At 74.3% G+C, this 26193-nt stretch carries 26 protein-coding genes; 10 read left to right on the top strand and 16 right to left on the bottom strand.

Annotated elements, in window-relative coordinates:
• Positions 1-103: 103 nt before the first annotated feature.
• The 9 genes from AH6_RS17040 to AH6_RS17000 form a co-directional block, all read right to left on the bottom strand.
• A complete protein-coding gene (locus AH6_RS17040) occupies positions 104-862 on the bottom strand; it encodes a class I SAM-dependent methyltransferase (protein WP_067480739.1) in 759 nt (252 codons plus the stop codon).
• A gap of 281 nt (positions 863-1143) precedes the next feature.
• A complete protein-coding gene (locus tag AH6_RS17035; protein ID WP_067480736.1) occupies positions 1144-2247 on the bottom strand; it encodes a lysylphosphatidylglycerol synthase transmembrane domain-containing protein in 1104 nt (367 codons plus the stop codon).
• Positions 2248-2308: 61 nt separating this feature from the next.
• The gene (locus tag AH6_RS17030; protein ID WP_245679346.1) at positions 2309-3163 is read right to left on the bottom strand and encodes an oxygenase MpaB family protein; all 855 of its coding nucleotides are present in this window, start codon (positions 3161-3163) and stop codon (positions 2309-2311) included.
• 108 nt (positions 3164-3271) lie between these two features.
• Entirely contained in the window at positions 3272-4462 is a 1191-nt protein-coding gene (locus tag AH6_RS17025) for a thiolase C-terminal domain-containing protein (RefSeq protein ID WP_067480730.1), read from the bottom strand.
• Positions 4463-4537: 75 nt separating this feature from the next.
• The gene (locus AH6_RS17020; protein WP_067480727.1) at positions 4538-4924 is read right to left on the bottom strand and encodes a VOC family protein; all 387 of its coding nucleotides are present in this window, start codon (positions 4922-4924) and stop codon (positions 4538-4540) included.
• A 36-nt stretch (positions 4925-4960) separates the two neighbouring features.
• A complete protein-coding gene (locus AH6_RS17015; protein ID WP_067480725.1) occupies positions 4961-6004 on the bottom strand; it encodes a threonine aldolase family protein in 1044 nt (347 codons plus the stop codon).
• Positions 5985-6683 (bottom strand): SDR family NAD(P)-dependent oxidoreductase, encoded by a 699-nt coding sequence (locus tag AH6_RS17010; protein ID WP_067480722.1) that lies wholly within the window; start codon positions 6681-6683, stop codon positions 5985-5987. Before AH6_RS17010 ends, AH6_RS17015 begins: the two co-directional genes overlap by 20 nt.
• Positions 6684-6711: 28 nt before the next feature.
• Positions 6712-7266: a hypothetical protein gene (locus AH6_RS17005; protein WP_067480719.1), complete on the bottom strand. Its 555-nt coding sequence runs from the start codon at positions 7264-7266 to the stop codon at positions 6712-6714.
• 150 nt (positions 7267-7416) lie between these two features.
• On the bottom strand, positions 7417-8106 hold the full coding sequence (locus AH6_RS17000; protein WP_067480715.1) for a histidine phosphatase family protein: 690 nt from the start codon (positions 8104-8106) through the stop codon (positions 7417-7419).
• A 65-nt stretch (positions 8107-8171) separates the two neighbouring features.
• Between AH6_RS17000 and AH6_RS16995 the strand changes: the two genes are divergently transcribed.
• On the top strand, positions 8172-8537 hold the full coding sequence (locus tag AH6_RS16995) for a hypothetical protein (RefSeq protein ID WP_067480713.1): 366 nt from the start codon (positions 8172-8174) through the stop codon (positions 8535-8537).
• 79 nt (positions 8538-8616) lie between these two features.
• Positions 8617-8991: a hypothetical protein gene (locus AH6_RS16990; protein WP_067480855.1), complete on the top strand. Its 375-nt coding sequence runs from the start codon at positions 8617-8619 to the stop codon at positions 8989-8991.
• 110 nt (positions 8992-9101) lie between these two features.
• On the opposite strand, the gene AH6_RS16985 is transcribed toward AH6_RS16990, so the two are convergent.
• Positions 9102-9863: a nuclease-related domain-containing protein gene (locus AH6_RS16985; RefSeq protein WP_067480710.1), complete on the bottom strand. Its 762-nt coding sequence runs from the start codon at positions 9861-9863 to the stop codon at positions 9102-9104.
• A 347-nt stretch (positions 9864-10210) separates the two neighbouring features.
• On the opposite strand from AH6_RS16985, the gene hrpB reads away from it, so the two are divergent.
• Positions 10211-12760, top strand: a complete 2550-nt coding sequence (gene hrpB, locus AH6_RS16980) for an ATP-dependent helicase HrpB (RefSeq protein WP_067480709.1) — start codon at positions 10211-10213, stop codon at positions 12758-12760.
• Between the two features lie 36 nt (positions 12761-12796).
• Here the strand turns inward: hrpB and AH6_RS16975 are convergent, their stop codons facing one another.
• A complete protein-coding gene (locus AH6_RS16975) occupies positions 12797-13570 on the bottom strand; it encodes a TetR/AcrR family transcriptional regulator (protein WP_067480706.1) in 774 nt (257 codons plus the stop codon).
• A 99-nt stretch (positions 13571-13669) separates the two neighbouring features.
• On the opposite strand from AH6_RS16975, the gene AH6_RS16970 reads away from it, so the two are divergent.
• Entirely contained in the window at positions 13670-14665 is a 996-nt protein-coding gene (locus tag AH6_RS16970; protein WP_067480703.1) for an ATP-binding cassette domain-containing protein, read from the top strand.
• Complete coding sequence (locus AH6_RS16965) at positions 14662-15531, top strand: ABC transporter permease (protein ID WP_067480700.1); 870 nt, start codon at positions 14662-14664, stop codon at positions 15529-15531. The genes AH6_RS16970 and AH6_RS16965 overlap by 4 nt, the downstream gene beginning before the upstream one ends.
• Positions 15532-15547: 16 nt before the next feature.
• On the opposite strand, the gene AH6_RS16960 is transcribed toward AH6_RS16965, so the two are convergent.
• The 4 genes from AH6_RS16960 to AH6_RS16945 all read right to left on the bottom strand — a co-directional run bounded on the left by AH6_RS16960 (position 15548) and on the right by AH6_RS16945 (position 18358).
• Positions 15548-16252, bottom strand: a complete 705-nt coding sequence (locus tag AH6_RS16960; protein WP_083982985.1) for a hypothetical protein — start codon at positions 16250-16252, stop codon at positions 15548-15550.
• A gap of 88 nt (positions 16253-16340) precedes the next feature.
• Positions 16341-17069 (bottom strand): anti-sigma factor family protein, encoded by a 729-nt coding sequence (locus tag AH6_RS16955; protein ID WP_067480694.1) that lies wholly within the window; start codon positions 17067-17069, stop codon positions 16341-16343.
• Positions 17066-17692 carry a sigma-70 family RNA polymerase sigma factor gene (locus tag AH6_RS16950; protein WP_083982983.1) on the bottom strand — a complete coding sequence of 209 codons (627 nt, stop codon included), beginning with the start codon at positions 17690-17692 and terminating at the stop codon, positions 17066-17068. The genes AH6_RS16955 and AH6_RS16950 overlap by 4 nt, the downstream gene beginning before the upstream one ends.
• A 45-nt stretch (positions 17693-17737) precedes the next feature.
• Positions 17738-18358, bottom strand: a complete 621-nt coding sequence (locus AH6_RS16945; RefSeq protein ID WP_067480691.1) for a hypothetical protein — start codon at positions 18356-18358, stop codon at positions 17738-17740.
• Positions 18359-18674: 316 nt separating this feature from the next.
• On the opposite strand from AH6_RS16945, the gene AH6_RS16940 reads away from it, so the two are divergent.
• The 5 genes from AH6_RS16940 (at position 18675) to AH6_RS16920 (ending at position 23701) form a co-directional block, all read left to right on the top strand.
• Entirely contained in the window at positions 18675-19412 is a 738-nt protein-coding gene (locus AH6_RS16940) for a hypothetical protein (RefSeq protein WP_067480687.1), read from the top strand.
• A gap of 80 nt (positions 19413-19492) precedes the next feature.
• Complete coding sequence (locus AH6_RS16935; protein WP_067480684.1) at positions 19493-19924, top strand: PPOX class F420-dependent oxidoreductase; 432 nt, start codon at positions 19493-19495, stop codon at positions 19922-19924.
• 180 nt (positions 19925-20104) lie between these two features.
• Positions 20105-20584, top strand: a complete 480-nt coding sequence (locus AH6_RS16930; protein ID WP_067480681.1) for a DUF2269 family protein — start codon at positions 20105-20107, stop codon at positions 20582-20584.
• A gap of 64 nt (positions 20585-20648) precedes the next feature.
• Entirely contained in the window at positions 20649-21530 is an 882-nt protein-coding gene (locus AH6_RS16925; RefSeq protein WP_067480677.1) for a DUF4429 domain-containing protein, read from the top strand.
• Positions 21531-21667: 137 nt separating this feature from the next.
• Positions 21668-23701: a CehA/McbA family metallohydrolase gene (locus AH6_RS16920; protein WP_067480675.1), complete on the top strand. Its 2034-nt coding sequence runs from the start codon at positions 21668-21670 to the stop codon at positions 23699-23701.
• A 77-nt stretch (positions 23702-23778) separates the two neighbouring features.
• Here AH6_RS16920 and AH6_RS16915 read toward each other — a convergent pair whose 3' ends face one another.
• On the bottom strand, positions 23779-26169 hold the full coding sequence (locus AH6_RS16915; protein ID WP_067480672.1) for a GMC oxidoreductase: 2391 nt from the start codon (positions 26167-26169) through the stop codon (positions 23779-23781).
• Between the last annotated feature and the right edge of the window lie 24 nt (positions 26170-26193).

Genomic DNA, 26193 nt, shown 5'->3' with positions numbered 1-26193 from the left:
GGAAGCGGGGAGGGCTGGGAAAGGAGAGGACGGAGGAAAGGGGCACAGGAGTAGAAGGGAAGAGGTGCGCCGGAGTGTGTCGGTGTGTTTGGTCTTCGCTTGCTCAGATCGGCTTGTGGGCTTCGATCAGGGTGCGGGAGGAGTACGCCACGAACGGGCCCTCTTCCTGGATCTGCTCGTGCAGGGCGTGCAGCCGGAGGCGGTACTTCTCCACCGTGAATCCGGGCACGGTCCAGATCACCTTGCGCAGGAAGTACACGACCGCTCCGATGTCGAAGAACTCCATCCGCAGCCGCTCGGTGCGCACATCGACGATCTCCAGTCCGGACGCGCGGGCCTCGGCGGTCTCGGTGTCGGGGTGGCGCGCCTTCCGGGCCTCGGGTTGCGGGCCCAGGAAGTACTCCACCAGCTCGAACACCGTCGCCGGGCCCACGTGCTGGGCGAAGTACACGCCGCCCGGCCGCAGCACCCGGGAGATCTCCGTCCACCAGACGGTGGCCGGGTGGCGGCTGGTCACCAGGTCGAACGCCGCGTCGGCGAACGGCAGCGGCGGCTCGTCGGGGTCGGCCACCACGATCGCGCCGCGCGGGTGCAGCAGCCGCGTCGCCTTGGCCACGTTCGGCGGCCACGATTCGGTCGCCACCATCGCCGGCGGCAGCTTCGCGGCCTCGGCCAGGACCTCGCCGCCGCCCGTCTGGACGTCCAGGGCCGCCGTCGCCGACGCCAGGCGCTCGCTCATCAGGCGCTGGTAACCCCACGACGGGCGCTCCTCGGTGGCGCGGCCGTCCAGCCAGGAGAAGTCCCAACCGTCCACCGACACCGCGTCGGCCTCCGCCACCAGCTCCTCGAAAGTCCTCTCCATGCTCGAATCATCCCAGGGGAGGCGGAGAGCAGCGGAGGCGGCCCAGCTCAGGGCCCTCTCCCGGAAAGCGGCTCAGCTTGGGGACCTTCGTCGGAAGGCAGCCCAGCGCGGGGCTCTCCGTGAGAGGGCGGCTCAGGTTCCTTCCTGAGATGCGGCCCAACTCAGGGTTCTTTCCACGTGGTGAGGCAGCTCGGGGCTCCTTCTTGGGGGGCGGCTCAGCCCGAGAGTCCTTTCCGGGCGGCGGGCGCGTTCTGCCGGGGTGATGGGCGGTGCTTAGTGATCTACTTTGTAAAGGGGGGTGGTTGGCGCTCATAGCGGCGCAGGGTTCGGGTCGACAGGAGACCTACGGGGACCGGGGCCCAGAAGGTGATCGCTCTGAAGAGCAGTACTGCTTGGAGGGCGGGAGCCGCTGCTACTCCCAGGGCTGCCGCCGCTGCTACCAGGGCCGCTTCCGTTGAGCCGATGCTGCCGGGTGTTGGGATCGCCGCTGCGGCTGCGGCAGCGAGCAGGTAAGCGGCCACCAGGGGGAGGGTGTCGGTTGCGTCGGTGTTCGTGCCTGGTACTGCCACCAGGCTCAGGGCGAATGCCACGCCCAGGACCAGGGTCGTCGCGGCTGATGCCGTCAGTGTCAGGGCCAGGTCGCGGGGGCGGTTGGCCAGGTCTCGCAGGCCCTTTATCGCTTGGCCGGCCAAGGTGGAGCGGGCGGCTCGGCGGCCCCACAGTGCTGTTGCCGGGAGGAGGACGAGTAGCAGGGCCAGCAGCGGGCCTGTGGGGAGCAGGTCTGCGGCCTGGGCGCCCAGCGTGGTCAGGGTGTGGCTGTCCTGGCTCAGCGTGAGGACTGCGCCGATCAACAGCAGGTCTGCGGGCACGCCGACCAACTGCATCGCCGCCACGGCGACCGCCGCCTGCGGCAGGGGCAGGCCGTGGCAGGTCAGGTAGCGGGTGTTCACGGCCGCCGCACCCAGGCCGCCGGGCGTCACGCGGTTGGCGGCGGCCGCGGTGAACTGGGCGAGGGTCGTCCTCAGCAGGGGAAGTCGTCGGCCGCTCACGCCTCGTAGAGCCAGAGCCGCGAACACGTAGTGCAGGACCGACAGCGCGGCCAGGGCGGGCAGGAACTCCCAGCGGGTGCCGTGGAAGGTTTCCCTCGGGATCAGCGGGACGGCCGCCAGCAGGACGACTGGAATCAGGAGGGGTGCGGCGCGGCGAAGTCGGCGGGGTGCGGCCCGGAGGTGCCGGAAGGGTGCGGTCCGGCGAAGTCGGAAGGAGGTGGCGCGGGGGAGTTGGAAGGGTGCGGCCCGGAGGTGCCGGTGGAGTCGGTGGGTGGCGGCGTCGCCGCTTCGGGCGGCGGGCGCCTCGTGTTCGGCGCCGTCAGCGGTCGTCTCCACACCTTATTCATCGGCCATTTCGCTGAAGGGTATGCGACGGGCCGGTGTCCGCAGGGGAGGTTCAGGCGGCGGGCCGGTAGCGCTGCTCGCGGGTCTGCGCGCCGATGTAGCGCAACATGTTGCGCAGCGCCCAGTGGTTGAGGCCGCTGGGGACCATCCGGTAGCCCTGCCGGTTGGCCAGGGCCAGGGCGCTGAAGCGGGCCTGGTCCATAGGGCCCCAGGGGATGTCGAAGCGTTCGCGCACGATCGGCGGGAGGCAGCCGAAGGTCACCAGGCGCAGGGGGCGTTCGGCCACCAGGCGGCCTGCTCTTTCGGCCATCGCGCCGCCGACCGGGAGAAGGGAGATGGTGTCGGAGCCGCTGCGGGCGATGTCGAGGGCGCGGGCCGCGGCCGGAGTCAGCTCCAGTTCCTTGGCGCAGACGTGCCAGAACTTGGAGCGGAAGGCGGCGTAGTCGGGTGGGACCGGGCGCATGCTGACGCCGTAGCGGGAGTACCACGTCACGGTCTCGGCGTAGAGGCGTTCGTGGTCCTCGGCGGTGAGGGTCTCGGGGTGGAACACCTCGGCGGCCTTGAAGATCTCCCAGGTGAAGGTGGCGTGCGCCCACCAGAAGGTCTCCGGTTCCAGGGCATGGTAGCGGCGCCGGTGCTCGTCGGCGCCGCCGATGGTCCGGTGCAGGTCGCGGATCTGGCGGGCGCGGTCGGTGCCGTCGGGGGCGAGGATGGTCGCCCAGATCTGCGGCACCGAGCGGTGGATGCGGTCGAAGGGGGCGTCGAAGAACGCCGAGTGTTGGCCCACGCCCGCGCCGACGCCGGGGTGCAGCAGCTGCATCAGGCCGGCGGCGGCGCCGGGGAGCAGGGAGCGCAGGTCGCTCGCATACCGCCACAGCAGGCAGCCCGGTTCCAGCGGAGCGGTCATCCCACCTCCCATAAATCCTTGCTTACCAGGATAACCGGGATGAGACGTGAGTCAATGTTTGTCTTATGTCCGGCGTGCCCGGGGGGTCGCCCCCCGGGCACGGTCCCCTCAGGAGGCGGGCTTGTAGACGGCCACCGCGCAGGCGCTGCCCAGGCCGATGTTGTGCTGGAGGGCGACGCGCGCGCCCTCGACCTGGCGGGCGTCGGCCTTGCCGCGCAGCTGCCAGGTCAGCTCGGCGCACTGGGCGATGCCGGTCGCGCCGAGCGGGTGGCCCTTGGAGATCAGGCCGCCGGACGGGTTGACGACCCAGCGCCCGCCGTAGGTGGTGGCCTCGGCCTCGACGAGCTTGTGGGCCTCGCCGACCTCGGCCATGCCCAGGGCCTCGTAGGTGATCAGCTCGTTGGCCGAGAAGCAGTCGTGCAGCTCGATGACGTCCACGTCCTCGATCGCGACCTGCGCCTCGTCCATGGCCGCGCGGGCCGCGCGCCGCGACACCCCGAAGCCGACCGCCTGGATGGAGGAGTGGTCGGCGAAGCTGTCGGGGGTGTCGGTCGCGATGTGGTGCCCGGCGATCTCGACGGCCTGCTCCCACAACCCGTGCTCGTCCACGAAGCGCTCGCTCGCCACGATCGCGGCGGCCGCCCCGTCGGAGGTGGGCGAGCACTGGAGCTTGGTGAGCGGGTCGAAGATCATGGGCGCGTTCCGCACGTCGTCCAGCGAGTACTCGGTCTGGAACTGGGCGTAGGGGTTGTTCACCGAGTGCTTGTGGTTCTTCCAGCCGATCCAGGCGTAGTGCTCGGGCGTGGAGCCGTACTTCTCCATGTGCTCGCGGCCCGCGTTGCCGAACATCTGCGGCATCGGCGCCTTGTCCATCTCCCACGGGCGGCCTGCCACCATCGCGTTCAGGTGGTGGTCGATGATGGTGACCTTGGACTTGCCGACGCCCGCGCCCAGCGAGCCCTTCTGCATTTTTTCCATACCGAGCGCCAGCACGCAGTCGGCCAGGCCGCCGCGGACCGACTGCCGGGCCAGGAACAGGGCGCTGGAGCCGGTCGCGCAGGCGTTGGCGACCGTCATCACCGGGATGCCCGTCATGCCGGTCTCGTACAGGGCGCGCTGGCCCATCGCGCCGTACATGGAGCCCGCGTACGCCTGCTCGACGCGGTCGTAGGCGACGCCCGCGTCCTCCAGCGCCTTGCCCACCGCCTCCTTGGCCATGTCGGGGTACTCCCAGTCGCGGGAACCCGGCTTCTCGAACTTGGTCATGCCCACGCCGATGACGAAGGTGCGGTTGGCCATCTGGTCGCCTCCAGGGGTGCCGAACGGGGTTCGGACCCCACGATAGCCGGGCGACCAAGCGGGCGTTAGGTTGGGTCAGTCGCCGCCGAACGGCTCGAACAGCTCCACCGGGTTGCCCGACGGGTCCTCCACCAGGATCCGCCGCCCGCCCCGGCCCGTCACGATCTCGCCCCGGAACCGCGCCCCGCCCGCCTCCAGCTCGGCGATCTTCTGGGCCAGGTCGCAGACCCTGATCTGGATGCGGTTCCAGCCGCCGGGCGCGGGCGGCCGTTCCTCCGCGCCGGGTTCGGCCGCCTCGCCGGAGCCCTTGGGCTCGTTGAGCAGCAGGCGCAGCGCGCCGCGCGCCAGCATGGCGAAGTCCGGGCCGGGGGAGAAGACGACGTCGAAGCCCAGCCGCCCGGTGTAGAAGGCGCTGGCGGCCGCGACGTCGTCCACGATGTACCGAACGCTGACCGTCTCCATGGCACGCCCGTGCCCGGCGGCGCGGCGCTCAACCGGTCAGCGCGGCAGTTCCTCCGCCAGCGCGGCGGCGAACGCGGCCACGTCCTGCTCGGTGGTGTCGAACGAGCACACCCAGCGCACCGAACCGGCCTCGGCGTCCCAGGTGTAGAACGCGAACCGCTTGCGCAGCCGGTCGGCGACGCCGGGCGGCAGCACCGCGAACACCGCGTTGGCCTGCACCTCCTGCTGGACCTCCACGCCCGGCAGGTCGCGCACCGCGTCGGCCAGCAGCCGCGCCATGGCGTTGGCGTTGCGGGCGTTGCGCAGCCACAGGTCGCCCTCCAGCAGCGCGACGAGCTGCGCGGACACGAAGCGCATCTTGGACGCCAGCTGCATCCCGGCCTTGCGCAGGTACTCGACGCCGCGCACCGCGTCCGGGTTCAGCACCACGATCGCCTCGCCCAGCATCAGGCCGTTCTTGGTGCCGCCGAACGACAACACGTCCACCCCGGCGTCGGTGGTCAGCGCGCGCAGCGGCAGGTCCAGGGCCGCGGCGGCGTTGGCGAGCCGCGCGCCGTCCATGTGGACCAGCATCCCGAGCCCGTGCGCGGTCTCGGCGATCGCGGCGATCTCCCCGGGGGTGTAGACGGTGCCGGTCTCGGTGCTCTGGGAGATCGACACCACCCGCGGCTGGGCGTGGTGCGGGTCGCCGAATCCGGTCGCGTGCCGCCGGATCGCCTCGGGGGTCAGCTTGCCGCCGGGCGCGGGCACCGCGACCAGCTTGAGCCCGGCGACGCGCTCGGCCGCGCCGCACTCGTCCACGTTGATGTGCGCGCCCTCGGGGCAGATCACCGAACTCCAGCGGTCCGACATCGCCTGGAGCGCGACTACGTTGGCGCCGGTGCCGTTGAAGACGGGGTAGACGGCGGCCTGCTCGCCGAAGTGTCCGGCGAACACGGTGCGCAGCCGCGCGGTGGTGTCGTCGTCGCCGTAGGCGGGCTGGTGCCCGGTGTTGACGGCGGCGATGGCGGCGAGGATTTCCGGGTGGACGCCGGACTGGTTGTCGCTGGCGAAACCGCGCTCAGGCGGGGGTGAGGTCAACTCGCGTTCCGTTCAGTTCGGCTGCGGGCCGGTCCCACAACCCGGCGACGGCCGAAGCGAGGTCGTCCACGTGCGTGCGACCGGCGAGAGGCGCGTCCGGACGCTCGGCGCGCATCGCGTCGGTGAGCAGGGCCCGGACGACCAGAATCGTAGCCGCCGCGTCCGGAGCGTCCGCCAGCGAGTCCGCCAGGGCCAGCGTCCACGCCTCGGCGGCTGCCTTGGCCGCCGCGTACGCCGCCGCGTCCTGGGAGGGGTGCCGCGCGGAGGGCTGCGACACGATCGCGAAGCGGGCGCGGGGGCTGCGCGCCAGGTGCGGCTGGAAGGCCAGGGTGGTGTGCTGGAGGGTGCGGACGAGCAGGTCGTGCAGCACCGCCCAGTCGGCCAGGTCGGTGTCGGCGAACGGCTTGCCGCCGCGCCAGCCGCCCACCAGGTGGATCAGCCCGTCCACGCCGCCGTGCCGGGCGGCGGTCTCCTCGGCCCAGGCGCGGGTGCCGGCCTCGTCGAGCAGGTCCACCACGGCGGCCGACACGCGGGGGTCGTCCCACTCCTGCTCGACGCGGTCGGCGGCGATCACGCGGGCGCCGGACGCGGCCAGCCGGGCCACCACCGCGCGGCCCGCCGGGCCGCCGGAACCGGCGACCACCACGACGCGGCCGGTCATGCTCGGGTTCTCGGTCATGCCCACATTCTGGGCCGGACCGGGACGATCATGCGAGCGCTTCGCCGGGAACGGGTTCCTCGGCGGTCTCCGCCGGGCGGCCGTCCACGCGGGCGCGCAGCGCGTCGATGTCGTCGCCCAGCCGCGCCATGCTGGCCTGGAGGTCGCGCCAGAGTCCGGCGCGCTCCTCGGTGCGGGCCTGGCGTTCGCGCAGGTCGGCGAGGCGCCGCTCGACGGTCTCCAGCTGCGCGCGGCCCGCGGCGGTCTCGCGGCCGGTCCGCACCAGGCCGGTGGCGAACGCGGTCAGGTCGCGCTCCAGGTCGTCCATGCGCTCGTCGATGCGCGGCAGCAGCCGGTCGTTGAGCTGGGCGATCAGCGAGTCCAGCTCGCCGCGCAGCGCGCGCAGCCCCGCGTCCTGGGTGCGCAGGGTCTCCTCCAGCCGGTGCACGCGCTCGCCCTGCGCGTCCACCAGCGCCAGCAGCCGGTCGAACTCGGCGGAACGGTTCGGATCGGCGAGCATCAGGGCCAGGCGGCCCAGGCCACCGCGCAGATGGCGCTCCGCCTCGTCGGCGACGCGGCGGACCAGACGCGGGAACACGGCCATGACGCTCCTCGGAGGGGTCGATCTCGACGCGGGATGCCCTCCCAACTGTAGGCGAACCCGGCGTTAACGACCCGTGAACCGGACATGTCGCCCGGCCTGCGAGCGGCAGATGAGCGGCGGACGAGGAACGGGCGAGCGGCCCGGACGCGCTCAGCGGCCGGGATCGGCCAGGTGCCCGCAGTCGTTGTAGCTGACGGTGCGCAGCCGCCCGCCGTCCTGCCGCCAGCGGGTGATCGAGCAGTTGGCCACCGGCGTCTTCTCGATCTCCAGGATCTCGCGCTCGGTCAGGTGTTCCACCAGGTAGCGGGTCACCACCACGATCGCGTCGTGGGTGACCACCAGCACGCGGCCGCCGGGCGCCTCGGCCCGCACGTCCTGGTAGAGGCTGCGCAGCCGCAGCGCCAGGTCGGTCCACGACTCGCCGCCCGGGGGGCGGTAGTAGAACTTGCCGATGCGCCGCTTGCGCTCCCACTCCTCGGGGAAGCGCCGCCGGATGCCCAGCGGCGTGAGGCCCTCCAGCACGCCCTGGTCGCGGTCGCGCAGCCGCTCGTCGGTGTGGATCTCCAGCGGGTAGGGGATCTGGGCGAGGGCGATCTCGGCGGTGTCGCGCGTGCGCAGGTAGGGGGAGGCCAGGAGCAGGGTGGGACGCTCGTCCTCGGGCAGCTTGGCCAGCCAGCGGCCGAGCGCGGCGGCCTGCTCGCGTCCCCGGTCCGACAGCGGGATGTCGGCGTCGCGCTCGGCGATGCCGTTCTCCTCGGCGTCGTCGGCGGCGGCGTAGTAGGCGACGTTGCCGGTGCTCTCCCCGTGCCTGGTCAGGTTCAGCCATTCGAGGGTGTCCACGCCTGCATGATTCCACGCCCCGCCGGTCGGCCGTGCACTACAGCCGGTAGTACTGTGGGGGCCCTATGACGAACGCCCTCGCCACCGTGATCATCGTGGTGTCGCTGCTGGCCGCCGCCTTCAGCGCCGTGACCGCCTTCCGGAACCGCCCCATGGGATGGGGCGACCTGGTCGCGCTCGGCGTGGTGGAGGTGCTGCTGATCGTGCAGGCGGTCGTCGGGTTCGCCAAGCTCGGCGGCGACGAGGGGCCCAAGGACGGCGCGACGTTCGTCGGCTACCTGCTGGCGGTCCTGCTCATCCCCGCCGCCGGGGCCGGGTGGGGGCTGCTGGAGCGCTCGCGCTGGGGGCCCGGGGTGATCGTGGTCGCCTGCCTGGCGGTCGCCATCATGATCGTCCGCATGCAGCAGATCTGGCAGGGCACCGTTGTCTGAACAATCCTCCTCCAGCCCCCCGACGCCGTCCGCGCCGCCGGACGGCCGCGCCGCGCGCACCGGCAGCGGCCCCGGCCGCATGCTGGTCGCCGTCTACGCGATCTTCGCGCTGGCCGCCGGGGCCCGCGCGGGCGTGCAGATCGCCACCCGCTTCGACGAGGCCCCGGTCGCCTACGCGCTGTCGGCGCTGGCCGCGGTGGTCTACGTGCTGGCCACCGTCGCGCTGGCGATGGACGGGCGCACCTCACGCCGGGTCGCGGTGGCCGCCTGCTCGGTCGAGCTGGCCGGCGTGCTGGTCGTCGGCACCCTCAGCCTCGCCGACCCCGCCGCCTTCCCCGACGCCACCGTCTGGTCGGCCTTCGGGCGCGGGTACGGCTTCGTCCCGCTGGTGCTGCCGGTCGTCGGGCTGTACTGGTTGTGGCACGTGTCCCGCAGGGACCGGCGCGCCGCCTAGGGACCTCCACGGATCTGCCGCCGCAGATGACGACGCCCGTACGGGCAGGGGTCGCGGATGTCCCGTACGGGCGACGATTCAAGGGGCGGCTGCGCGGCGCCGCCCGGCTCTCAGGCCGCCGTCATGGTCCGGCCGCCGATCGGCAGGGCGTTCACGCCCGCCCGCATCAGCTCCTCGACCTGTTCGGCGGTGTACTCGGCGATCGGGTTGCGCAGGATCCAGCGCACCATCGCCAGCGGCGGCGCGAACACGATGCCGTCGGCCTCGAAGGGCGCGCGCGCGAGCCGCCCGCCGTGCACCACCAGCAGCGGCGTCACCGTCACCTCGTGCCCGGTGCGCTCGCCCAGCACCCGCCCGATGTCGGCCGCCGCCGAGGTCAGCCCCTTCACCAGCGCCGACTGGGTACGGCCGTCGATGAACAGCCGGCCGCCGTAGGGGGCGATCTCCGCCTCGGGGTGCCACGCCTCGTTGTGGACCAGCCACACCCCGCCCGGCCCGAACAGGATCTGGTCGGCGTTGCCGTGGCCCGGCACGACGCGCTGGTGCAGCACGCGGTGACCGCGGCGCTCCAGGGTGTGGCGCAACCACCGGTTGGTGCGCTCCTCGCCGCGCAGCCCGCGCCGCCAGACGCTGGCGGCGTTATATCCGTACCAGTGGAAGTAGGCGTCCACGGCCGCCACCGCAACGGCCATCACGACGCCGAAAACGGCGTTCACCGCCATCCCGCACAATACGAGCGTCAGGATCGCGAAAATGGCGCGCGTTCGGAGCCGGCCCTTTCGCCCGCGCTGCCAGAGTTCCTCGTAGACCGCCTGCGGTGACCCCCCGGTGAACGCCGCCCGGTCCCTCAGGTAGATGGAGCTGCCGATCATCGCCGTACCCTCCCTGCCCAGTGGTGACGAGGCTGATTATGGGCATACCCGGGATAATGCCATCGCACGGGGTCGGGTGAGGGAACTAAAACCGGAAAGCCACCGATAGTGGAAGTCGTACCGCAAGTTTCGGCTTTGGGTGGAGCTTCTATTGCCAGTTCATGGCGTCCTCTTGAGAACATTCTCAGGGAAACGCGAAAGGCGCGGTGCAACTATCACCGCAAGCCTCAGAACCGTTTTCGCGCCGTGGCATTTATCACATTGGCGACGCGGTGGAGGCGAATGCGGACCGAGCGTGCCAAGCGCGGGTGTGCCGGACGCCCCGTCGCGCCCGGCACACTGGGACGATGCACCCTGCTCGGCACTCTGATCGGCTGGCGGCGGCCACCGGGCTGCCGGTCCGGCACGCCGTCCCGGCACTGCGCGCCGCCCTGGCCGGGCGCGGCCTGGCGGTGCTGGCCGCGCCGCCGGGCACCGGCAAGACCACCCTGGTCCCGCTCGCCCTGGCCGGGCTGACCGGCGGACCGGGCGGCGGGACGCCCGTGCGGGACGGCAAGGTGATCGTGGTCGAGCCCCGCCGCCTGGCCGCCCGCGCCGCCGCCCGCCGCATGGCCTGGCTGCTGGACGAGCGCGTCGGCGGGCGGATCGGCCTCACCGTGCGCGGCGAGCACCGGCCCGGCGCGCTGGTCGAGGTCGTCACCACCGGCGTGCTGCTCCAGCGCCTCCAGCACGATCCCGAGCTGGACGGCGTCGGCACCGTCATCCTGGACGAGTGCCACGAGCGCCATCTGGACGCCGACACCGCCCTGGCGTTCCTGCTGGACGTGCGGGCCGCGCTGCGTCCCGATCTCGCCCTCGTCGCCGCCTCCGCCACCGCCGACACCGGGCCGTGGGCGCACCTGCTGGGCAGCGGCGACGAACCCGCGCCCGTCGTGGAGACCGAGGCCGCGCTGCACCCGGTGGCGGTGGTGTGGGCCCCGCCGGACCGGCCGCTGCCCCCGCCGCACGGCATGCGCGTGGACCCGGCGCTGCTGGCGCACGTGGCCGCGACCGTCCGCCGCGCGCTGGCCGAACGCGACGGCGACGTGTTGTGCTTCCTGCCCGGCGCAGGCGAGATCGCCCGCGTCGCCGGGGCGCTGTCCGGAGTGGACGCCGAGATCCTCCAGGTCCACGGCCAGGCGGGCGCGGCCGTGCAGGAGGCGGTGTTGTCGGCGGGCGAGCGCCGCCGCGTGGTGCTGGCCACCTCCGTCGCCGAGTCCAGCCTCACCGTGCCGGGCGTGCGCGTGGTGGTGGACGCGGGCCTGGCCCGCGAGCCGCGCACCGACCACGCCCGCGGCCTCGGCGCGCTCACCACCGTCCGGGTCTCGCGCGCCGCCGCCGAGCAGCGCGCCGGACGCGCGGGCCGCGAGGCCCCCGGCACCGTCTACCGCTGCTGGAGCCAGGCCGACCACGAGCGGCTGGCCGCCCGCCCCCGCCCCGAGATCGAGCTGGCCGACCTCACCGCCTTCGCGTTGCAGGCCGCCTGCTGGGGCGACCCCGACGCCTCCGGCCTCGCCCTGCTCGACCCGCCGCCGCCCGCCGCCCTCCAGGCCGCCCGCGCCACCCTGACCGCGCTCGGCGCGCTCACGCCCGACGACCCGGCCCGCGTGACCGACCGGGGCCGCGCCCTGGCCCGTGTCGGCGTGCACCCGCGCCTGGCCCGCGCCCTGATCGACGGCGCCCGCGAGGTCGGCGGGCGCGCCGCCGCGCAGGTGGTGGCGCTGCTGTCGGAACCGCCGCCGCCCGGCGCGGGCGACGACCTGACCGCCATCTGGCGGGCGCTGCGCCGCGACGGCCGTCCCGCCGACGCCCATGCCGCCCGCTGGCGCGACGAGACCCGCCGCCTCCACAACGCCCTCACCGGCGAGGCAGGCCCGAAGGCACCGGCCGGGCCCGACGACGCGGTCGTCGGACGCGTGGTGGCGCTCGCCTTCCCCGAGCGGGTGGCGCGGGCGCGCGGCGGTGGTGGCTACCTCATGGCCTCCGGCACCGGCGCGGAATTGCGCGACGGATCGAGCCTGGCGGCGGCGCGCGCCGGATGGCTGGCGATCGCGTCCGCCGACCGGCCCGCCGGAGCGGCCTCGGCGCGCGTGCGGCAGGCCGTGGTCATCGACGAGGACATCGCACGCGAAGCGGCCACGCCCCTGCTGCGGAGGGAAGAGGAGGTCACCTGGCGCGACGGGGACGTGGTGGCCCGCCGCGTCGAACGGCTCGGCGCGATCGAGCTGGCCGCGCGACCGTTGGATCGACCCGACCCCGCCCTGGTCGCGGCGGCCGTCGCCGACGGGCTGCGCGCCGAGGGATTGTCGCTGCTGACCTGGACCCCGGCGGCCGTGGCACTGCGCCAACGCCTCGACTTCTGCCACCGTGCCCTGGGCGACCCGTGGCCCGCCATGGACGACGCCGCCTTGGCCGCGCGGGCGGGGGAGTGGGCCGCCGGCGCCCGGCGGCGCGCCGACCTGGCCAAGATCGACGTCGTGTCGGCGCTGCGCGGCCTGCTGCCGTGGGAGTGCGCGTCGCGGCTGGAGGAGATGGCGCCCGAACGCGTCGAGGTGCCGTCCGGCTCGAAGGTGCGCGTCGACTACTCGGGCGAGCGGCCGGTGCTGGCGGTCAAACTCCAGGAGCTGTTCGGCTGGGACGCCGCGCCGCGCCTCGCCGGGGGACGGGTGCCGCTGGTGGTGCACCTGCTGTCGCCCGCCGGGCGGCCCGCCGCCGTCACCGCCGACCTGGCCTCGTTCTGGCGCGAGGGCTACAAGGCCGTCCGCGCCGAACTGCGCGGCCGCTACCCCCGGCACCCCTGGCCGGAGGACCCGACGCAGGCCGTCGCGACCCGCCGCGTCAACCGCCGGGACAGTTAGTCACTCGCGCGACGGCTGAGGTCTTGGAGACAGGCCCTAGCCGCTGCCCGGACGGGCCTGGATCAGCATCTCGACGCCGTCCAGCACCCGGGCCAGGCCGAACTCGAAGGCGTGCTCGGGGCCGACCGCGCCCTCGTGGGCCTGCCCGGCGGCCGTGCCGACCCGGCTGCCCAGCGGGTAGCGGTCGGTGTCGACCAGCCTCGCCAGGGCGGGACCGGCCTTCTCCCACCACTCGCGATCGCTCATGCCGGTCCGCCGCTCGGCCTGCGCCGCCTCGTCCCAGACCCGCGCGGCGCTCTGGGTGAACCCGTTGACCAGGGTGACCACCGAGTCCATCTCCAGGTCGGTGAGGCCCAGGCCCTCGACGGCGGCCAGCTCGTACTCGTACTTGTCCAGCATGTTCGGGCCCATCGCGGGCCGGATCGTGGCGACGTGCAGCAGCCACGGGTGCCGCCGGTACAGGCGCAGGTTGTCGCGGGCGACGTGCTCCAGGCGCGCGCGCCAGTCCCCGCCGGACGGCGGCCGCAGCTCGCCGTAGGCGTGGTCCACCATCAGGTCGACCAGCTCGGCCTTGCCCGGCACGTAGGTGTAGATCGACATGGGCGCGACGCCGAGCGCCTCGGCGATCCGCCGGATCGACAACGCCTCCAGCCCCTCCGCGTCGGCGATCTCGACCGCCCGCACGACGATCTCCGGGACCGTCAGCTTGGGCTTGGGTCCGCGCCGGGGCCGGTCCGGGACGCCCCACAGCAGCTCCAGGGTGCGGACGGGGTCGCCGGTGCCGGTGTGCTCGGTGCTCACGTTCCCCATCCTGACAGAAAATCCGTACACCTTACGGATTGAAATTCCGTACAGAGTACGTTAATTTCTGCGTATCAACTCCATACGCCGTACAGAGAAGAGGTGGAGATGGGCGAGCACATGATCCGCGCCACCGGGCTGCGCCGCCGGTTCGGGCGCGCCACGGCCCTGGACGGGCTGGACCTGGCCGTCCCGGCCGGGGTGGTGCACGGGCTGCTCGGCCCCAACGGGGCGGGCAAGAGCACCACCGTCCGCGTCCTGGCCACCCTCATCCGGCCCGACGGCGGCCGCGCCGAGGTCGCCGGGCACGACGTGGTGCGCGACGCGGCGCGGGCGCGGACCCGGATCGGGCTGGTCGGCCAGCACGCCGCGGTGGACGAGCTGCTCACCGGGCGGCAGAACCTCGTGCTGTTCGGGCGGCTCTTCCACCTGACGACCCGGACCGCGCGGGCGCGGGCCGCCGAGCTGCTGGCGGCGTTCCGGCTGGAGGAGGCCGCCGACCGTCCCGTGCGCGGCTACTCCGGCGGGATGCGGCGGCGGCTCGACCTGGCCGCCGGGATGATCCTGGCCCCGCCCGTGCTGTTCCTGGACGAGCCCACCACCGGCCTCGACCCGCGCGCCCGCACCGAGGTGTGGGACGCGGTCCGCGCGCTGGCCGAGGGCGGCACCACCGTGCTGCTCACCACCCAGTACCTGGAGGAGGCCGACCGGCTCGCCCACTCCCTGTCGGTGATCGACCACGGCCGCGTCATCGCCGAGGGCAGCCCCGACCTGCTGAAGTCGCGGGTCGGCGGCGACCGCCTGGACGTCGCCGTCGCCGACCCGGCCGACCTGCCCGCCGCAGCCGCCGTCCTGGCGCGGATCTCGGGCGGCGAGCCGGAGACCGACGCGGCCGCCGCCCGCGTCGGCGCGCCCGTCGCGGACCGGGCCGCCGCGCTCACCGAGGCCGTGCGCGCCCTGGACGCGGCGGGCGTCGAGGTCGCCGACATCGCGCTGCGCCGCCCCACCCTCGACGAGGTGTTCCTCGCCCTGACCGGCGACCGTTCCCCGCAGGAACCGGCACCGGACGACCGGCCGACCGCACGAACCGAGGCCGCCGTATGACCACGACGACGCTGGAGGACCGCCCCGTGACCACGACGACCGCGATCCCCGTCCCGCCGCCGCCCGCCGGACCGGCCGCCCGGCTGCGCTGGGCCGCCGCCGACACCTGGACGATCACCGGGCGGGCGCTGGCGCACTGGGCCCGCCAGCCCGGCCAGGTGGTGGCGGGCCTGCTGTTCCCGGTGCTGGTGGTGCTGATGATGGGCTACCTGTTCGGCGGGCAGACCGAGGTGCCCGGCGGCGGGGACTACCGCGCCTACGTCATGCCCGGCATGTTCGCGATGGCCATGCTGTTCGGCGTGGAGAACACCTTCGCGGCGGTCGCCACCGACAAGCGGCGCGGCGTCACCGACCGGTTCCGCGCGATGCCGATGGCGCCCTCGGCGATGGTGGCCGGGCGCGCCGTCGCCGACCTGCTCCAGGCGGCCGCCGCGCTGGTGGTCATGCCGCTGTGCGGGCTGCTGGTCGGCTGGCGCTGGCACGACGGCGTGGGCCGGGCGCTGGCGGCGTTCGGGCTGCTGCTGGCGCTGCGCCTTGCGATGGTCGCCGTCGGGGCCTACCTGGGGCTGGTCGCCTCCGGGCCCGAGTCGCTGATGGTGGTGCAGATCCTGGTGTGGCCGGTCAGCTTCCTGTCCAGCGCGCTGGTCGTGCCCGCGACGCTGCCGGGCTGGCTGGCCGCGATCGCCGAGTGGAACCCGCTGTCGGCGACCGTCACCGCGGGCCGGGAGCTGTTCGGCGATCCCGTGCCGGGCAGCGGATCATGGGCCGCCGAGCACGCGCTGACGCTGGCGGTGGCGTGGCCGGTGCTGCTGGCGGCGGTGTTCTTCCCGCTGGCGGTGCGTCGCTACCGGAACCTGGACCGGTGACCGGACCGCCGAAAGGTCAGGAGCCCGGCAGGAGCGCGGCGCGGTGGCGGGCGAGCGCCAGCGCCGGATAGCCCTCCTCGGGGATCGGCTGCGCGCCGCCCAGCGCGGCGCGCAGCCGCACGCCGACCGCCGCCGGGTCGTAGGGCTGCACCACGCACAGCTCGGCCTGCATGGCCTGCCGCGCGGCGGTCATCAGCGCCGGGACGTCGCCCACCACGACGATCTCGCTGGGCGCGTCGCCGTAGGTGAGCCGCACCGCCAGCGCGTGCAGCCCCGTCCCGCCCTCGTAGCGGAACTCGCAGATCAGCCGGTCGCCGTCCAGCGGTCCTTCCTGGATCAGGTAGACCAGGCCCGGCCGGACCGCGCCGAGAGCGCCGCTCCAGTCCGGCTCGGCGACCCCGGCCAGGGAGTCGGCGGCACGTCCGGCGACCGCGCGGGCCTCCTCCGGCCCGATCGCCGCCAGCGCCCGCAGGAAGACCCCGGCCCCCGGCGTCGCGGCGGCCCGCAGGCTGGTGATCAGGTCGGCCAGCGCGGCGCGGCGGCCCGCGGCGTGCGGGGCGGCGGCCTCCAGCGAGCCGAGCTGCGCCGAGGCCCACACCTCGGCCTGGAGCGCCGACGGCAGGGCCGGCAGCGCGTCGGCGGCCCGCACGTACGCCTGGTACACCTCGCGCAGGGCGGGCAACATCAGGCGGGGTTCGCGGGCTGGTCGGGTGGTGCTCACCGCTCCAGGGTAGACGCCGCCCACACCGCTCGTACCGCCCGGTAGCCCGCTCGGCGGGAACGCCGAGCGGGCCGGTCAGGCGGGCTGATCAGGCGGGGATGGTGAGCAGGGTGCGGCCGTCGCCCAGGGTTCGTACCTCGAAGTGTGCGATCTGGGACGGCGACAGTGCCGTTCCGCCCTGCAACGTCAGTGGTGCGGGCGAGCCTGGCAGTCCGTAGCCCTTGTCGGGCACCGCCCATCCGGCCACCGCGTGCGCGCGGCCGTTCTCGTCCACCGCGACCAGTTCGCACTCCAGCGGGCCTCGCACCTTGCCCAGCCGCATTGCGACCCGGCTGCCCCACGCCTTCGGCTCGAACGCGATCTGCCCGGCCACGCCGGTGCGGCCGTCGGTCGCGGCGATCTGGCGTCCCGTCCGGAACACCGACGCCGCGTCGTCGGACGGCGGCGGGACGTCCGGCTCGGCCCGGTCGGCGCCCAGCGTGACGCCCACGCCGAGGGCCCCGGCCAGCAGCACCACCCCGGCCGCCGCGCCCAGCAGTGCCCGCGCGGTGCGGCCGCGCCGCTCCCGGCGGGCGCGGCGGCGCAGCAGGTCGCCCACCGCCGCCGGGTCGGGCCCGGCGGGCGGCGGGACCGGCTCGATCAGCGGCATTCCCTCCAGCACCTCGGCCAGCCCGCGCAGTTCGGCCAGCTCGCCCCGGCAGGCCGGGCAGCCGGGCAGGTGCCGTTCGAAGGCGGCCCGGTCGGGCTCTTCCAGCAGCCCCAGGGCGTAGGAGGCCACCTCGATGTGGCGCCCGATGCTCGCGCTCCCCGCGGTCACGGCGTCACGCCCCTTTCCTCCAGGGCGACGCGCAGCGCCCGGAGCGCGTAGTAGACCCGGGACTTCACGGTGCCCACGGGGATGCCGAGGGACGCGGCGGCCTCGTTGACCGACCGGTCCCGGAAGAAGGTCTCGTTCAGGATCTCGCGGTGCGCGGGCGACAGCGCGAGCAGGGCTTCGGACACCACGACCGAGCGCAGCAGGTCCTCCGTCCCGTCGGGGGCGCGCAGGTTCTCCAGCGGGCCCTCGCCCGCCTCCTGCGGTCGGGCGTTCCGGCGCCGCTGGTCGTCGATCACGATGCGGCGCGCCACCGTGGCCAGCCACGGCAGCAGCGAGACGGCCCCGGCGTCCAGCCGGTGCGCGCTGCGCCAGGCGCGGATCATGGTCTCCTGCACCACGTCCTCGGCCCAGTGCCGGTCGCCGCCGGTCAGCCGCAACACCAGCGACAGCAGCGGGCGACCGTAGACGCGGTACAGCTCGGTGATGATCACCTGGTCGTCCACCGCGTCCACCGGGCGCGGGCCGCCGCGGAACCAGCTCCAGGGGCCGCCCGGGGAGTCCGCGGCGGCGCGCCGGGCGCGGCCGCGCGCGGTCGGCGCGGCGGTCGGGGATCTGTGGGCCATTCGGGGACTCCGGCTCGTCGGGGGCGGGGGAGTGCGGAGGAGGGATCAGTAGCCCATGTCCATGCCGGGCATGGGCGGCATGTCCGGTGGCGCGGAGGTGGGTCGCGTACCGCCGTTCCCGGCGGGGGTGTCGGCTCCGGTGGGCGGTACCGGCACGTCCGGCGCGGACCGCGCCTTCGCGCCGGTCGCGGTGCTGGCGAACCAGGCGCCGCCCATGCCCTGCCCGGTGACGTCGCCGGGCGCGCTGTCCCTGGCGTAGCGGTACATCGGCCAGCCGCCGACGGTGACCTGCCAGGTCCCGTCGGCCCGGCGGACCCGGCCGACCTGCGCGGGGTCGAGGTCGGTGGCCTTCAGGCCCTCGCGCCACACCGCAGGCGGCCACATCCGCGCGCAGGCCCCGGCACAGGTCGCGGCCGGCGGGCGGGCCGAGTCGCGGTCGAACCGGTACAGGGTGCGCCCGGCGCTGTCGATCACGATGCGGCCCAGCGTGCCGGTGGGGACCACGCGCAGTGCGGTCGGCGCGGCCGGGGCCGCGGGCGCGGCGGCGGCCGCCTCACCGCCTCCGCCGCCCGGGGACTGCGCCGCGCCGCCGGACGCCCCGCACGCGGCGAGCGCGAGGCAGGCCGCCGCGCTCCCGGCGAGGGCGATCGGTCGCTGGACTGTCATGGCCGTTTCCTTCCGGGCGTGCTGGACGTCGCGTCGGGAGGCAGTACGCGGCGCCCGCGCGTCCCGGTTCAGCCTTACTTCCGGGTTAGAAGGGCCTTACTAATGAGGCGGAAGGGATTGCGGGGAACGTCGTAGAGACGACCGCTCGCACCACACGAGGACGAAGGAGGCCACCCGCGCCACAGCGCCCCACCCCGGTGCCGCGCCATCGTGCCGGTCCTCCCGCCCGGCAACACTCACTCCGCGAGTGGAGCGAATGAGGGCCCTCCGGCCCGACTTGCCCAGAGGACCGACGGCGATCGGAAGGCGTACGGGAGTGAACGGCGACAAGCCCCTGATCTACCGGCTGCTGCTGGCCGTGGACATCCAGGCCTACAGCAGGCGGAACGCGCGCGAGCAGCTCCTCGCGCAGTGGCAGCTCGACACCGCCCTGCAGGCCGCGGCGGCGGGCGTCGGGCTGGACCGCGACCGCTGGCTGAAGCAGGTCGGCGGCGACGGCGAGCTGGCCACCCTGCCCGAGGGCGTGGAAGCGGCCCTGGTGGCGGGGGAGTTCGTGGTGCGGCTGGCGGCCGCGCTGCGCGAGGCCAACCAGAGCGCCGAACGCGGCGGGCACGGTGCGCGCGGCGGTCACGGCGACGGCGCGACCGGCGAGGCGCCGCCCCGGCTGCGCATCCGCCTGGCCCTGCACCACGGCACGCTGACCGAGGGGCCGTTCGGCCCGGCCGGTGACGCGCCGATCGTCGTGCAGCGGTTGCTGGACGCCGACCCGCTGCGCCGCCTGCTGGCCGACGACCCCGGCCGCGACCTGGTCTACATCGTGTCCGACACCCTCTACGACGACGTGGTGCGCACCGGCTTCGTCAGCCTGCCCGCCACCGGGTTCGAGCCGGTCGAGGTCACCGCCAAGGGCACGGTGTTCCGCGGCCACATCTTCACCGGCCGCATCGGCGGTGCGGCCCGGCCGCGCGGCCAGGGCGGTTCGGGCGACGGGTCCGGCGACGGTCCCGCCACGGGCGCCCGCGTCCTGGACTTCCCCGCCCTGCTGCACGCCTGAGGCGGGAAGCGACCGGACCCCGCGCGGGTTGTGCGGAATACCGACAGGTACGAGCAGGGTGTCCGCGAGGGAAGGCGACGATGGCGAACGACGCGGCTTTGACGAAGTTGGTCCAGGACCGGAACCTGGGGGTGCTGGCCACGCTGAAGAAGGACGGCCGCCCCCAGCTGTCCAACATCAACTACCACTACGACCCGGAGCGGCGGCTGATCCGCGTCTCCATCACCGACGACCGCGCCAAGGCCCGCAACCTGCGCCGCGACCCGCGCGCCAGCCTGCACGTCAGCGCGCCGGACGGCTGGTCGTGGGCGGTCGCCGAGGGCACCGCCGAGCTGGTCGGCCCGGCCGCCGACGAGCACGACGCGACGGTGGAGGAGCTGATCGACCTGTACCGCGCGGTGCGCGGCGAGGAGCACCCCGACTGGGACGACTACCGGCGCGCGATGGTCGCCGACAAGCGGGTGGCGCTGCACCTGCATGTCGAGCGCCTCTACGGGCAGCCCCCGGCCTGAGCCCGCTACCCCGGGCGCGGTAGCCGCACGCCCGCCCGCTACCGCGCCCGGGGTAACCCCGAAGCCGCCGCCCATGCGATGCGCGGGACCGTACCGCGCCGCCATCGTGCAGGCATGACAACCCCGCCACAACCCACGACGACCTCAGTAGTACGCACCCGACGGCCCAAGACGCGGCGCATGTCACCGCGCACGCGCAAGGCCAACGTCGTCCTGCACGTCATCGTCTCGATCACCTGGCTGGGCCTGGACGTGGGCCTGCTGACCCTGACGGTCACCGCCCTGACCACCGGCGACCCGGCCACCCTGCGCGCCGCCCTGGTGGCGATGCGGATCTTCGGCGACGTCCTGCTGATCCCGGCCGCGCTCCTGACCCTGGCCAGCGGCCTGGTGTTGTCGCTGGGCACGCACTGGGGCGTGACCCGGCACTACTGGGTGCTGGCCAAGGTGGTGCTGACGCTGACCGCGCTGACCCTGACGGTCTTCGCGCTGCGCCCCGAACTGCACCACGCCGCCGAGGCGGCCCTGGCCGCCACCCCCGTCACCCCCTCGGCGCAGATGTTGTTCCCGCCGGTGGTGTCGCTGACGATGTACGTGAGCATGACGGTGCTGTCGGTCTGCCGCCCCTGGGGCCGCACCCCCTGGGCACGCCGCCGGTGAGGGCGGTGCGAGGACGGCCGGTGTTCGGCAGGGCCGCCGCCTGCCCAGGACCTACCATCACGTCATGGCGGAAATCACCACGCGCGACGGGGCGTGGACGTTCGACGGCGAGATCGTGCGCATCGTCCCCGGCGACGACCGGACGGTGCACCGGCTGCGCAGGGCGCTGGGCGAGCTGGTGGTCCCCCTGGAGGCGATCGCGGGCGTGGCGTTCGAGCCCGCGCGCAAAGGCGGACGGCTGCGGCTCCGGCTGCGGGTGGGGGCCGACCCGTTCGCCCAGGCGGTCGGCGGCAGCCTCACCGCCGACGCCGACCCCTACCGGCTCGCGGTCGGCAAGGACCGGGTGGGCGCGGCCGAGTACTTCGTGGACGACGTCCGCAACCACCGCCTGCTGTGGGAGGTGCCCGACGCCCCGGCCGACCGGTACCTGCTGCCGGGCCCGCCGGTGCCGATCACCGTCGCGGCCGGGGACGGCACCGCGTCCTTCGACGGCGAGCGGGTGCGCCTGGAGTGGAACTGGATGGCCTCCACCGCCAAGACGCGCGCTGGCGTGCGCACCTTCACGCTGAACGAGCTGGAGGGCGTGGAGTGGGCCCCGCAGTCCGGCCTCGGGTACGGGCACCTGCGGTTCCGGGTGCGCGGCGAGCGGGCCGAGCCGTCGGTGGAGGAGGACCCGTGCTGCCTGGCGTGGGGCATCCAGCGCGAGGGCGGCACCAGCGCCCTGCTGGCCGCCGCCGTCCTGGCGCGGCTGCCGCATCCGGCGGCGGCGTCCGGAGCCCAGGCCCCCGCCGAGATCACCGCCCCGGCCGTCCAGGAGGACGCCGATCCCGACGTGCTGATGCGCCAGCTCCGCGAGCTGGGCGAGCTGCACCGTGACGGCATCCTCACCGAAGAGGAGTTCACCACTGCCAAGAAGGCGCTCCTCGCCCGCTTCCATACCGGGTGAAGAACGACCGAACCGGTAGAACTTCGTTCCACCGGAGAGGGTGATCCCTCCACCGCCCGCGATCGTCCGCTTTCCCGGTGTGGTGATCCGTGTCACGCTGACGGCGGTCCGGACACCACCCGACGGGGAGAAGCCGCATGTGCGACGAGACGGAGCTGCCGCCCTCGGTCCGCCAGGCCCTCGACGACTACCGCGAGCTGCTCGCCCGGCACGGCCCGACCTGGGGCGAGGACCCCGTCCCCTACGTCCGGCAGATCGAGACCAGCGCGTTCGTGCTGGACGAGCACAGGTTCCACCTGACCTGCCTCCAGCACGTCCTGGACCGCGAGCCCGGCGCGACCGCCGAGCGGTTCGACGACCTGATCCGCGAGCTGGACATGCACGAGGTCATCCGCGACGCCCTCGACGGCGAGGTCCCCGACAACGTCGCCGCGCTGCGCGTCACCCCCGGCGGCGTCTCCCTGGAGGTCGGCGCCCGGGCCGTCCTGGACGGCGCGCCGCTCCGCGCCCACCTGCTCCTGGACTCCTCGCGCGACCAGCCCGTCACCGTCCACATCGACGGCTCGGTCTACGTCGTGTCGGCGGGCGGCGCACTGCTGGTGCCCGTCACCTCCGAGAGCCGCGTCGCGGTGGACCGTGTCCCCGTCCCGCTCGACGCCCTCACCCGCGCCGCCCCGGCCGCCCGGCTGCGGCTGCGCGCCGGGTTCCCCTGCCGCTGGAGCGTGCGCGGCGAGAACGGCCAGGGCTGGTACCCCGAGGGCGCGCCGCACCGCATCGACGCCCACCGCCGCCCCTACTTCCACGGCGACGACCTGGTGCTGGACGTTCCCGCCGAACCCCTCACCGTCACCGTCACGCGCGGCATGGAGTACGGGACCGAGGAACGCGCCGTCACCCCCGAGGCCGGGACCGAGACCCTGGTCGAGCTGACCCCGCGAAGGTTGTACGACGCCGCCGCGCGCGGCTGGTACGGCGGCGACATGCACGTCCACATGAACTGGTCCGGCGACACGGTCGGCACCCCCGCGCACGCCGCCGCGGTGCAGCACGGCGAGGACCTGCACGTGCTCAACCTGGTCGCCGGGAACGTCTCCTCCGAACGCGTCTACGACCGCGAGGCGCTGGAGCACTGGGCCGGACGGGACCTGCCCTGGTCCGACGCCTCGCACGTCGCGCGCCTCGGCGTCGAGTACCGCAACGACCTGCTCGGCCACCTGTACGCCTTCGGCGTCGCCGCCCCGCCCGGCCGCTACCACACCGGCTTCCTCGGCACCGTGGACTGGCCGCCCAACGCCGAGGGCTGCCGCGAGCTGCGCGCGCTCGGCGCGGTCATGGGCTACAGCCACCCCTTCCACGTCCCGTTCGACGACGACGCCCCGGCCGCCGCCGCGCTCACCGCCGGGCGCAACTGCTCGGCCCGCGAGCTGGTCGCCGGGGCCGCGCTCGGCCTGGTGGACAGCCTCGACGTGCTGAACCACTCCTCGGTGCAGGCGACCGCCGTGGTGTACCGGCGGCTGCTGGGCGCGGGCTGCCGCCTGGCGGTGACGGCGGGCACCGACGCGATGTTGTCGTTCGCGCGGCGCGGCAACCAGTCCAGCCCGCCCGGCTGGGAACGCGTCTACGCCCGCGTGGACGGGCCGCTCACCGCCGCCTCGTTCGCCGACGCGATCCGCGCGGGGCGCACCTTCGCCACCACCGGCCCGTGGCTGGAACTGGAGGTGACCGACCCATCCGGCGCGTACGGCCCCGGCGACGTGCTGGATCTGGCGGCGGGCGACACCGTCACCGTCACCGCGCGCAGCGTCGGCCCCGAGGTGCTCACCGTGCAGTTGCGCACCGCCGACGGCGTGCTGGCCGAGGGACCGCCCGGCGAGGTCACCGCCGAGCTGACGGTCGGCGACCCGACCTACGTCGTCGCGGTCGCCACCGGCCCGGCCCACCCGCGCGCCCTGCACTACGGGGGCGCGTTCGCCCACACCAGCCCCGTGCGCCTGGACGTGGCGGGCGCGTCGGTGGCGCGCCCGGCCGACGTGCGGTGGTGCCTGGACTTCCTGGACGGCCTGGAGACGATGATCCGCGAGCACGGCCGCCTGGACACCGAGCGGCAGCTCGCCGACCACCTGGACCTCATCGACGCCGCCCGCGCCGTCTACCGGTCCCGGCTCGCCTGACGGAAAGGCGCGGAAAAGGGCGCAAGGCCAAGAGCACCCCGCAGTTCTCTTGGCCTTGCGCGTTCGTGGGGCCCCGTTCAGTCGAGGTCGGGGCCGTAGACCTCCCACAGTTCGCCGGCGAAGAACCGGCCGAAGTCGATCAGGGCGGCCGCGCCGCGCGGGCCCGCGGTGCGGAAGGTGGTGAGCTGCCGCGCGAAGTCGGTGAGCTGGATGTGCAGGACGCCCGCGCCCAGCACCGCCGCGTCCCCGTCGGCCTCGGCGTCGGCCGGGTGGCCCTCCAGCAGCCGCACGTAGAGGGTGGAGGTGTCCGGCCAGATCCGCGTGGGCGGGCCGTGCAGGACGTTCTTCTCCCCGACCAGCGTGCGGGCGCGGCCCTGCCCGTCGGTGAGGTGCAGCCGGTAGCGCATCAGGCGCCGGTCGGCGGGCCCCGCCGGGGCGAACAGGTTGAACACGCCCCGCTCGACCGGCCGGCGGTCCCCGGCGACGGTGAGGTGCCCCTCGGCCCGCGCGGTGTGCTCGGACTCGGCGAGGAAGCGCTCCACGTCGTCGGCGGTGATGGTCAGGCGGAACGACGCCGCCACACGGTCGGCGGACCGCTCGCCGGCGCGCGGGTCGGTCGCGCCGAACGTCAGGTGCCCGGTCATCGTCTCGGTGAACGACAACGACGTAGGGCCGGTCTCCTCGGGGGACGGTCCCCTGGTCCCGTCGAGGAGCCCCGAATCCGGCCCGTACGCCGCGTCGTGCTGCGGGCCGGTCCCCACCGGCCCGGCCCCCGCGGAGGAGCGCCGCGCGGGCGCGGCCCCCTCCAGGATCCGCGTGCTCATCCGGTCGGCCATGGCGGCGATGGTGAGCGAGGGGTTCGGGCCCACCGGTCCCGGCATCGCCGCCCCGTCGGCGATGTGCAGTCCGGGGAACCCGAACACCTCCCCGAAGGCGTCGCAGACGCCCTCGTCCGGGTGCGCCCCCATGGGCGTGCCCCCCAGCGGGTGGACGGTGACGACGCGCTTGCGGAACCACACCGGGTTGTCGGCGTAGTCGGCGCCGAGCACGTCGGCCATGCCCTGCATGGTCTTGCGCAGCCGCTCGAAGTACAGCTCGCTGCTCTTGGTGCTCCACTCGGCCGCCAGCCGGCCGTCCTTCAGCGACAACACGCCGTCGGGGGTGTCGCGGCCCATGCCCAGCAGCGGCAGCGAGCTCGCGGTGAGCGCGCCGTCGCCGATCAGGGAGGCCAGCTCCTCCGACAGGTTGGTGTCGGGCGCGTCCTTGAAGAACTCGGTGAAGCGCCCCCACAGGAACTTCACCGCGCGCTCGACCTGGTCGCCGAGGTCGAACGGCTGCGCCAGCCAGTCCACGAAGCCGGGGTAGCCGCCGTCCTCGATGTAGGCGCCGCGGCCCGCGCCGGGCACGCCGTCCAGGGTGTCGGGCAGCCGGATCGCGGTGGTGATGACCGGGCCGCGGGAGGCGTCCAGCGGGCGGATCCGGTTGCGGTCCTTGGCCTTCAGCAGGAACGTCAGCAGGTCGCCGTTGCCGCTGAACCGGGTGCCCAGCGCGTCGCTCAGCCCCGGGAACGCCGCGCGCGACTTCAGCAGCAGGAACGTGGTGCCGTAAGTTCCGGCGGCCAGGACGAGGCGGTCGCAGCTCATGGTCTGGAGCGTCGCCCGCGACGGCGTGCCCGGCGCGTCGATGTCCTGGTGGTGCAGGTAGTCGACCTCGTAGCCGCCGCCCGGACGCGGCCGGACCGCCTTCACCTCGTGCGAGGTGCGCAGGTCCGCGCCGTGGTGGCGGGCCGCCGACAGGTAGTTGTGGTCGAGGCTGTTCTTGGAGCCCTCGTTGCAGCCGATGTTGCACTCGCCGCACAACCGGCAGGTGCGCCGGGGGCGGCCGTGCAGGTTGCCGTACCCGGCGTCCACGATCGGCAGGCCGTAGCCGGGCTCGGCGCCGGGGGAAGGCGCGAACGACACCGCCAGCGGCGGCAGCGTGCAGTGCAGCCCCAGCTCGGCGGCCGCGTCCTGCATGGCGTGGGTCTTGGGGGTGTCGTCGAACGGCGGGCGGTCGATGGGGTACGGCGAGACGCCGATCATCCGCTCGACGGCGTCGTAGTGCGGATCGAGGTCGGCGCGCGTCACCGGCCACGACTCGTAGCCGCCGCCGGGCAGCTCCTCGTGGCAGAACCAGCGCTCGTCCTTGCGCAGCAGCACGTTGGCGTAGATCAGCGAGCCGCCGCCGAGCCCGGCGGAGACCACCGAGTCGCAACCGCCGAAGCGCCACACGTCGAACATGCCGTGCAGTCCGGCCGCCGGGTCCCAGAAGGCCCGGCCCATCTCGGCGGGGGAGCGGGGGAAGTCGCCGGGGCCGAAGGCCCGGCCGCGTTCCAGCAGCACCACCGAGCGCCCCGCCTCGGCGAGCCGGTAGGCGGCCACCGAGCCGCCGAATCCCGACCCGACGACGATCGCGTCGAAGTGCTCCATCTGTGTTCCTGTTCCTTCTGTCGG

This window comes from Actinomadura hibisca NBRC 15177, from assembly GCF_001552635.1.
GTDB classification, from domain to species: domain Bacteria; phylum Actinomycetota; class Actinomycetes; order Streptosporangiales; family Streptosporangiaceae; genus Spirillospora; species Spirillospora hibisca.
Note: the sequence above shows the minus strand (reverse complement) of the source record. Positions and strands in the feature narration are given on the sequence as shown.

Excerpts from the sequence above, each read along its gene's own strand:
- AH6_RS17040 (WP_067480739.1), bottom strand. The coding sequence starts at position 862 with ATGGAGAGGACTTTCGAGGAGCTGGTGGCGGAGGCCGACGCGGTGTCG.
- AH6_RS17030 (WP_245679346.1), bottom strand. The coding sequence starts at position 3,163 with ATGACCGCTCCGCTGGAACCGGGCTGCCTGCTGTGGCGGTATGCGAGC.
- AH6_RS17025 (WP_067480730.1), bottom strand. The coding sequence starts at position 4,462 with ATGGCCAACCGCACCTTCGTCATCGGCGTGGGCATGACCAAGTTCGAG.
- AH6_RS17020 (WP_067480727.1), bottom strand. The coding sequence starts at position 4,924 with ATGGAGACGGTCAGCGTTCGGTACATCGTGGACGACGTCGCGGCCGCC.
- AH6_RS17010 (WP_067480722.1), bottom strand. The coding sequence starts at position 6,683 with ATGACCGAGAACCCGAGCATGACCGGCCGCGTCGTGGTGGTCGCCGGT.
- AH6_RS17005 (WP_067480719.1), bottom strand. The coding sequence starts at position 7,266 with ATGGCCGTGTTCCCGCGTCTGGTCCGCCGCGTCGCCGACGAGGCGGAG.
- AH6_RS16995 (WP_067480713.1), top strand. The coding sequence starts at position 8,172 with ATGACGAACGCCCTCGCCACCGTGATCATCGTGGTGTCGCTGCTGGCC.
- AH6_RS16990 (WP_067480855.1), top strand. The coding sequence starts at position 8,617 with ATGCTGGTCGCCGTCTACGCGATCTTCGCGCTGGCCGCCGGGGCCCGC.
- AH6_RS16985 (WP_067480710.1), bottom strand. The coding sequence starts at position 9,863 with ATGATCGGCAGCTCCATCTACCTGAGGGACCGGGCGGCGTTCACCGGG.
- hrpB (WP_067480709.1), top strand. The coding sequence starts at position 10,211 with ATGCACCCTGCTCGGCACTCTGATCGGCTGGCGGCGGCCACCGGGCTG.
- AH6_RS16975 (WP_067480706.1), bottom strand. The coding sequence starts at position 13,570 with ATGGGGAACGTGAGCACCGAGCACACCGGCACCGGCGACCCCGTCCGC.
- AH6_RS16970 (WP_067480703.1), top strand. The coding sequence starts at position 13,670 with ATGGGCGAGCACATGATCCGCGCCACCGGGCTGCGCCGCCGGTTCGGG.
- AH6_RS16965 (WP_067480700.1), top strand. The coding sequence starts at position 14,662 with ATGACCACGACGACGCTGGAGGACCGCCCCGTGACCACGACGACCGCG.
- AH6_RS16950 (WP_083982983.1), bottom strand. The coding sequence starts at position 17,692 with ATGGCCCACAGATCCCCGACCGCCGCGCCGACCGCGCGCGGCCGCGCC.
- AH6_RS16945 (WP_067480691.1), bottom strand. The coding sequence starts at position 18,358 with ATGACAGTCCAGCGACCGATCGCCCTCGCCGGGAGCGCGGCGGCCTGC.
- AH6_RS16935 (WP_067480684.1), top strand. The coding sequence starts at position 19,493 with ATGGCGAACGACGCGGCTTTGACGAAGTTGGTCCAGGACCGGAACCTG.
- AH6_RS16930 (WP_067480681.1), top strand. The coding sequence starts at position 20,105 with ATGTCACCGCGCACGCGCAAGGCCAACGTCGTCCTGCACGTCATCGTC.
- AH6_RS16925 (WP_067480677.1), top strand. The coding sequence starts at position 20,649 with ATGGCGGAAATCACCACGCGCGACGGGGCGTGGACGTTCGACGGCGAG.
- AH6_RS16920 (WP_067480675.1), top strand. The coding sequence starts at position 21,668 with ATGTGCGACGAGACGGAGCTGCCGCCCTCGGTCCGCCAGGCCCTCGAC.
- AH6_RS16915 (WP_067480672.1), bottom strand. The coding sequence starts at position 26,169 with ATGGAGCACTTCGACGCGATCGTCGTCGGGTCGGGATTCGGCGGCTCG.